The organism is Mordavella massiliensis (genome assembly GCF_016902415.1).
Lineage (GTDB): Bacteria > Bacillota > Clostridia > Lachnospirales > Lachnospiraceae > Merdimonas > Merdimonas faecigallinarum.
The window spans coordinates 1-7,019 of sequence record NZ_JACJLV010000072.1 but is presented as its reverse complement, the minus strand read 5'-3'; the positions used below and the strand labels follow the sequence as shown (position 1 = coordinate 7,019).

Sequence of the window (7,019 nt, the reverse complement as noted above, 5' to 3'; positions counted from 1 at the left end):
GCAGTGATCAATGACTTGTCCGGTTTTGGGAAATGTTCTCTGACAGCGGCTGTTTCGGCTATTGCGGCTATGGGGGTTCAGCCCTGCCCGCTGCCGACAGCGGTTTTGAGCGCCCAGACGGGCTATCCCAGTTACTATTGCGATGATTTTACGGATCGGATGCCCCGGATCTTCCGGGAATGGGAGAAAATGCAGGTGCGTTTTGACGGCATTTACACAGGCTTTCTGTCCGGTGAGCATCAGATCCAGGTTGTGCTGGATTTTCTGGACATTTTTGAAACAGACGACAATTTCCTTCTGGTAGACCCGGTGATGGGCGACAACGGCGCCCGCTATCCGGTATTTTCGCCGCAAATGGAGAGCGAGATGCGACTGCTGGCGGCCCGGGCGGACCTGATCACGCCGAATCTTACGGAGTTGTGCCTGCTGGCCGGCGAGGACTGCCGGGTGGTGAAGGAAATCCGGGACGGGGAGCGGCTGAAAATGCTGGCCGAAGAGATGGCAAATGCGCTGTTGACGGGAAGGACCAAAGAAGCGGTGGTTACCGGCATCCGCTATACCGATGAAGAGACGGGCATAGCGATGATAGGCAATCTGGCGGTCACAAAAGAAGGGGCGCATTTTGCGGCGCTTCCGTTCATCGGCGAGAGCTATTCCGGAACCGGCGATCTGTTTGCGTCGGTGGTGGCGGCCGGGAAGGCCAGGGGCGACCGGCTGACAGATTCCGTCACCCTGGCTGCAGAGATGATCCGGCGGGCCATTGGGGATGCCGTGCGGGAGCGGGTTCCCAGAAATGACGGCGTAGAGTATGAGCGGTATCTGTGGATGCTGACCGAGGAAAACCGGGCGCTTCTGAAAGAAGGATAGAATTCCAGGAAAGAAGGGAAAGAAAATGGCAGATATTTTGTATACCTATCATGACAGTGTTTATGTAAATCTTACCAACAAATGCGACTGTGCCTGCACATTTTGTATCCGCAGCCACCACGACACAGTGGGGGAATCGGGAAACCTGTGGCATGAGAAGGACCCGGAGCTTTCGGATGTGATCGCGGCCGTGGATGCTTTTGATTTTACAGGATATCAGGAGCTGGTTTACTGCGGCTACGGCGAACCCACCTGCGCTCTGGACATTTTGATAGAATCCGCAAAATACGCCAAAGAAAAGTACGGGCTCCGGATCCGGGTAAATACCAATGGCCTGGCAAATCTGTATCATGGCCGGGATGTGGTGCCGGAACTGGCTGAAGTGGTGGATGTGGTGTCCATCAGCCTGAACGCGCCTACGGAAGAAAAATACGTGGCTGTGACAAGGCCCGGATTTGACCATGCCTTTGAAGGAATGCTGGCATTTGCCGCCGCGTGCGCGAAACAGATCCCGGAAGTGAAGTTTACAGTGGTGGACGTTCTCCCGGAAGAAGACATCGAGGCCAGCCGGAAACTGGCCGAAGAGCTTGGCATCCACCTGCGGGTGCGCAAATATGTATAATCGTATTTATGAAGCCGGAAATCTGTGGTATCATATCTGACAGAACATGATTTTTACGCGTGCGAGGAGGATAAGGGATGTCAGAAACAGTTGTAACATTGAAAAAAGGCGGGGGCCGGACCCTGAAGCAGGGCGGCCCCTGGATTTATGATAATGAAGTGGACACCGTGCTGGGAACATTTGAAGACGGAGACATGGTTCTGGTCCATGATTTTGACGGGTATCCGCTGGGAAGAGGATTCATCAACCGCAATTCGAAGCTGATGGTCCGCATGATGACCCGGGACCGGGATACGCAGGTGGACGAGGCATTTCTCCGCATGCGGGTGAAAAACGCCTGGGAATACCGGAAGAAAGTCATGGACGACATTTCCAGCTGTCGCGTGATCTTTGGCGAGGCGGACTTCCTGCCGGGGCTGGTGATCGATAAATTTGCTGATGTGCTGGTGGTGGAGTCCCTGGCGCTTGGCATCGACCGGTTCAAGGTTATGATTGTGGATATCCTGAAAGAACTGATGGAAGCGGACGGCATCCATATCCGGGGCGTTTATGAGCGCAGCGACGCCAAGGTGCGCGAGCAGGAAGGGATGGAGCGCATCAAGGGCTTCATCGGCGAACCTTTTGATACCAAGGTCGAGATCGTGGAGAACGGCGTGCGCTACTACGTGGATGTCAAAGACGGGCAAAAAACAGGATTCTTCCTGGATCAGAAATACAACCGCCGCGCGGCGGCGAAACTTTGCAAAGGCGCCCGGGTGCTGGACTGCTTTACCCATACCGGCTCCTTCGCCCTCAACGCCGGGCTGGCCGGGGCGGAGCACGTGCTGGGCGTGGACGCATCCGAACTGGGCGTGGCACAGGCAAGAGAAAATGCGGAACTGAACGGCCTCTCCGACCGGGTGGAGTTCCTCTGCGAGGATGTGTTCGAGCTGCTCCCGCGGCTGGAAAAGCAGGGAGAGAAATTCGACGTGGTCATTCTGGACCCGCCGGCCTTCACCAAGTCCAGAAACTCCATCAAAAAAGCAGTCAAAGGCTACCGGGAGATCAACCTGCGGGGCATGAAACTGGTCAAAGACGGCGGCTACCTGGCAACCTGCTCCTGCTCCCACTTCATGGATCCGGAACTCTTTGCCAAGACCATCGGCCAGGCTGCGCAGAATGTACACAAGCGGCTGCGGCAGGTAGAATTCCGCACCCAGGCGCCGGATCATCCGATCCTGTGGGGAGCCGGGGATTCGTACTATTTAAAATTTTATGTCTTCCAGGTGTGCGAGGAGAAGTAATGGAAATGGGGACGTAGTATTTTTGCATTTTACTACGTCCCTTTTTGCGTTTTGCCCTGTCCCTTTTTGTATTTTACCCTGTACCCATTGACTTTCCTGATTGCGCATGCTACTCTACATTTAACAATTAACAAAAATGTTAAATGATAGTGATAAGCCATTTCATCTGAAAGGGGTTTTGTCTATGGGATTGCAGAATACGTTGAGGGCGCTGGCGGACCCTACGCGCCGGGAGATTTTGAATCTTCTGAAGAAGGGGCGGCTTTCGGCCGGGGAGATTGCGGAGTGTTTTCCGGTTACGCCGGCATCTGTTTCCAGGCATCTTTCGGTGCTGAAGGATGCGGATCTGATCCGGGATACCCGGGAGGGGAAGTTTATTTTTTATGAGTTGAATGCGACAGTTCTGGAGGAGGTAATGCTCTGGATCGCGGATCTGAAAGGAGAGGGTGACGATGAAAATGCTGCTGATGGAAAATAGGCGGGGGCTGTTTTGGTCTTCTCTGCTGATCCTTGTCCCGCAGGCGGCAGCGTTTCTGATGGGCGAGACGATTTATTTTCTGTCTTTGCAGTGTCTGGCGGTGCACTGGTTCTGTATTCTGGTGACGTTTGCCGACTGGCGCAAAAAGCCGCAGGGGAAGCGGGCGGTTCATTTGCTGCTGTCCCTGATGCCGGTGTTTTCGATTGCGGGCGGCGGTCTGGTGCTGCTAGTGAAAAGCGGGCGCGTCGGCGAAGGCCTGGTGAGCTATTTCTTCTATATCGGGTTTGGCCTGATGTTTATCCTTGTGGGGAACTATTTCCCGAAGATCCGGCAGAATCGCACCATGGGGATTAAGGTCAAATGGGCGTTGGAAAATGAAGAGAACTGGAATGCCACGCACCGGTTCGGGGGAAAGGTGTGGGTGATTTGCGGATTTGCCTGCCTGCTGGGTGCGCTGTTTCCCTTTTCCGGGGCGGGCACGGCTTTGATGGTCGTCAGCATCCTGTCGGCGGCAGCAGTTCCGACGCTTTACTCTTATCTTTACTATCGCAGACAGCTGCGGGAGGGAAAGGTGGAAAAAATCCGGATGAGCCGCCTGGGCGTGGCGGTCACCGGGATCCTTACGGTGTTTATCCTAGCGTTTGTGGCGTGGGTGTTGTTTAGCGGAGACATGGAAATCCGCTGGCAGGAGGACGGATTTACGGTGGAGGCTTCCGGCTGGGGAGATTACCAAGTGGAGTATGCGAAGATCGACCGGGTGTCATACGAGCCGGACGGCCTTGCAGAGGAAGAAGACGGCAGACGTACCAACGGATTCGGCAATCTGAAAATGTCGATGGGCCAGTTTTACAACAGCCGGTTTGGCGATTATATCCGTTACACGTTTAATGATTGTCCGGCCTGCGTGATCCTGGAGGCAGACGGGGAGATTATCGTGATAAATGGCGAAAATGAGCCCGCAACAGAGGAAATCTACGAAACAATAAAGTTGACGGGGACGGGGGATTTCTGAAAATCCCCCGTCCCCAATGGAGGTGTGTGATGAGAAAGACCTGGTGGAAGGAGTGTGTGGTTTACCAGATCTACCCGCGAAGTTTTTGCGACAGCAACGGCGACGGTATCGGGGATCTGAACGGGATCACGGAAAAACTGGATTATCTGAAGGAGCTGGGGGTGGACGTGGTCTGGCTCTCGCCGGTGTACCGCTCGCCCATGGATGACAATGGTTATGATATCAGCGATTACCGCTCGATCCAGCCGGAGTTTGGCACCATGGAGGATTTTGACCGGATGCTTGCGGAAATGCACAGGCGGGGCATCCGTCTGGTGATGGATCTGGTGGTGAACCATACCTCTGACGAGCATCCCTGGTTTGTGGAGAGCCGCAGTTCCAAAGAAAATCCATACAGAGACTACTACATCTGGAGAGAACCCAAGGAGAACCAAGAGCCCAACAACTGGGAGTCTGTTTTTGGCGGGCCGGCCTGGGAGTTTGACGCGGGCACCGGCATGTACTATCTTCATCTTTTTTCCAGAAAGCAGCCGGATCTTAACTGGGAAAATGCAAGGGTCCGCCGGGAGGTTTATGACATGATGGACTGGTGGTGCCAGAAGGGTATCGACGGGTTCCGGATGGATGTGATCAGCATGATCTCCAAGGATCAGGCATTTCCGGACGGGGCGGTGAAGGAAAATGGCTACGGGGATTTTAGTCCTTTTGTGAGAAACGGCCCCAGGGTCCATGAGTTTCTGCGGGAGATGAACCGGGAGGTGCTGGCAAAGTATGATCTGCTGACTGTGGGGGAATGCTCCGGCGTTACGGTAGAGGAGGCAAAGAAATATGCCAATGAGGACGGCACGGAACTGGATATGGTGTTCCAGTTTGAGCACATGGATCTGGACGGGGGAGAGACGTTTAAATGGAATGACCGTAAGATCGACCTTGTGGAGTTAAAGGAGGTGCTGTCCCGGTGGCAGAGGGAACTTGACAGCAAGGCGTGGAACAGCCTTTACTGGTGCAACCACGATCAGCCAAGGATCCTGCCAAGGCTGGGGAGCCTGGATCCGGCGTACCGGGAGATTTCTGCGAAAATGTTGGCTACTTGCCTTCACATGATGCAGGGGACGCCCTACATTTACCAGGGCGAGGAGCTTGGCATGACGGGCGGTGATTTTGCAAGCCTTGCGGATTTCCGGGACATTGAGAGTATCAACGCCTGGCATCAGTATGCGGATACCGGGAAGATCTCGCCGGAGGACATGATGCGCTACCTGCAGTATAAGAGCCGGGACAACGCCCGGACGCCCATGCAGTGGGACGATACGCCAAACGGGGGATTTACGGAAGGGACGCCCTGGATCCGGGTCAATCCCAATTATAAGGAAATCAATGCCAGAGACCAGCTGGCCAGAAAGGATTCGGTTTTCCACTATTATCAGCAGCTGATCCGGCTGCGGAAAACGCACGAGATCGTGGTGTACGGGGAGTATGAGCTGCTTTTCCCGGAGGATCCGGATCTGTTCGTCTACACCCGGACCCTGGGAGAAGAAAAGCTGCTGGTGCTCTGTAATTTCAAAGAAAAAGAGAAATGCATCGCGCTTCCGGAAGGCTGGCGCCCAGAACAGATGACCCGCCTGATCGGAAATTATCCGGAACCGGGGTCAGGAAATGAAAATCCGCCGAGGCCGGAAAATGGCGATGCGGCGGAACTTCATCTGAAGCCTTATGAAGCCAGGGTCTATCGGATGTAGCACCGGCCTATTCCTTTTCGGGAGAGAATTCCCGGGCCAGCAGGCTTAGGAACCGCTTCATTACGGGGTGATCGTTGTCCCGCTTGTAATACACGCCGTAGGAAACGCGGGGGAGATCGGTAACGGGGATATAGCAAAGTCCGGGTTCCCTTCCCCGGGGAATATCCGGGGCCAGGGTGTACCCCATACCGGATTTTACCAGAGTGAAGATGCTGTCCGGGTGGTCGGTGAAAAACCGCTGTTTTGGCGGCAGGGCAAGGAGCAGCTGGCTCTGGATCCGGAAGATCTGTTCCGGCAGCTGCCTGGGAGAGCCGGCGATAAAGTTTCCTTCCAATTGTTCCAGAACAAGAGAATCATGAAAGGCCAGCGGATGGTCTGGGGGACAGACGCAGGCCAGAGGAGCAGAACAAAGCTCCCTGTATTTCAGGGAAGACTTTTTCTGCTCATTTTTTATGCTGAGAGAAGCCTGAAGCTGGTCATTTTCCACCAGGCTTAATAAGGAAACAAAGGGAACGATGTGGACATTGGGCCGAAGTAGCGGATACTCGGCATACAGTTTTTTTAAGACCGGCGGAAAGACGCCGGATTCCGGGTAATTGTGGCAGCCAAGGTTCAGGGGGAGAAAATCCTCCTGGATGCCCAGCCGTGTCTTTGCAGAGCGTGCGGTTTTTAAGATTAGCTGGGCGTCAGGCAGAAATAACATGCCCTCCCTTGTAAGAGTCACGCTTTTGCTGGTGCGGACAAATAATTTTACATCCAGCTCTTCTTCCAGAGTCTGGATCTGATGGCTGACCGCGGGCTGGGTGATCTTCAGGACCCGGGAAGCCTTGGAAAAGTTCAGGTGCTCGGCCACGGCCAGAAAACATTCTAATTGTACGGTATTCATAAAAACCTCCTTATCCGGACAGGGTGCGGGCAGGCCAGATGCGGGGCGCCGCGCGGATTATGGGTATTATAACACAGACAAGCTAGAAATGAAACGGATTGATAACAATAAAATATATTTATAGATTATAAG

The 7,019-nt window shown here is 54.2% G+C and carries 7 protein-coding genes; 6 read left to right on the top strand and 1 reads right to left on the bottom strand.

Annotated elements, in window-relative coordinates:
- From H6A13_RS12370 to H6A13_RS12345, 6 genes are all read left to right on the top strand, one after another.
- On the top strand, window positions 1-867 hold an 867-nt coding region (locus H6A13_RS12370), incomplete at its 5' end, for a pyridoxamine kinase (protein ID WP_204909851.1).
- 25 nt (window positions 868-892) lie between these two features.
- The gene (locus H6A13_RS12365) at window positions 893-1,489 is read left to right on the top strand and encodes a TIGR04100 family radical SAM protein (protein WP_204909850.1); all 597 of its coding nucleotides are present in this window, start codon (window positions 893-895) and stop codon (window positions 1,487-1,489) included.
- A gap of 77 nt (window positions 1,490-1,566) precedes the next feature.
- Window positions 1,567-2,772, top strand: a complete 1,206-nt coding sequence (locus H6A13_RS12360; RefSeq protein WP_204909849.1) for a class I SAM-dependent rRNA methyltransferase — start codon at window positions 1,567-1,569, stop codon at window positions 2,770-2,772.
- A gap of 184 nt (window positions 2,773-2,956) precedes the next feature.
- Window positions 2,957-3,250 carry an autorepressor SdpR family transcription factor gene (locus H6A13_RS12355; protein WP_204909848.1) on the top strand — a complete coding sequence of 98 codons (294 nt, stop codon included), beginning with the start codon at window positions 2,957-2,959 and terminating at the stop codon, window positions 3,248-3,250.
- On the top strand, window positions 3,225-4,262 hold the full coding sequence (locus H6A13_RS12350) for an SdpI family protein (RefSeq protein ID WP_204909847.1): 1,038 nt from the start codon (window positions 3,225-3,227) through the stop codon (window positions 4,260-4,262). The genes H6A13_RS12355 and H6A13_RS12350 overlap by 26 nt, the downstream gene beginning before the upstream one ends.
- A gap of 29 nt (window positions 4,263-4,291) precedes the next feature.
- Entirely contained in the window at window positions 4,292-6,001 is a 1,710-nt protein-coding gene (locus tag H6A13_RS12345; protein WP_204909846.1) for a glycoside hydrolase family 13 protein, read from the top strand.
- Between the two features lie 7 nt (window positions 6,002-6,008).
- Here H6A13_RS12345 and H6A13_RS12340 read toward each other — a convergent pair whose 3' ends face one another.
- A complete protein-coding gene (locus H6A13_RS12340; RefSeq protein WP_204909845.1) occupies window positions 6,009-6,887 on the bottom strand; it encodes a LysR family transcriptional regulator in 879 nt (292 codons plus the stop codon).
- Between the last annotated feature and the right edge of the window lie 132 nt (window positions 6,888-7,019).

Coding starts and splice junctions, on each gene's coding strand:
- H6A13_RS12355 (WP_204909848.1), top strand. CDS start 2,957: ATGGGATTGCAGAATACGTTGAGGGCGCTGGCGGACCCTACGCGCCGG.
- H6A13_RS12350 (WP_204909847.1), top strand. CDS start 3,225: ATGAAAATGCTGCTGATGGAAAATAGGCGGGGGCTGTTTTGGTCTTCT.
- H6A13_RS12340 (WP_204909845.1), bottom strand. CDS start 6,887: ATGAATACCGTACAATTAGAATGTTTTCTGGCCGTGGCCGAGCACCTG.
- H6A13_RS12345 (WP_204909846.1), top strand. CDS start 4,292: ATGAGAAAGACCTGGTGGAAGGAGTGTGTGGTTTACCAGATCTACCCG.
- H6A13_RS12360 (WP_204909849.1), top strand. CDS start 1,567: ATGTCAGAAACAGTTGTAACATTGAAAAAAGGCGGGGGCCGGACCCTG.
- H6A13_RS12365 (WP_204909850.1), top strand. CDS start 893: ATGGCAGATATTTTGTATACCTATCATGACAGTGTTTATGTAAATCTT.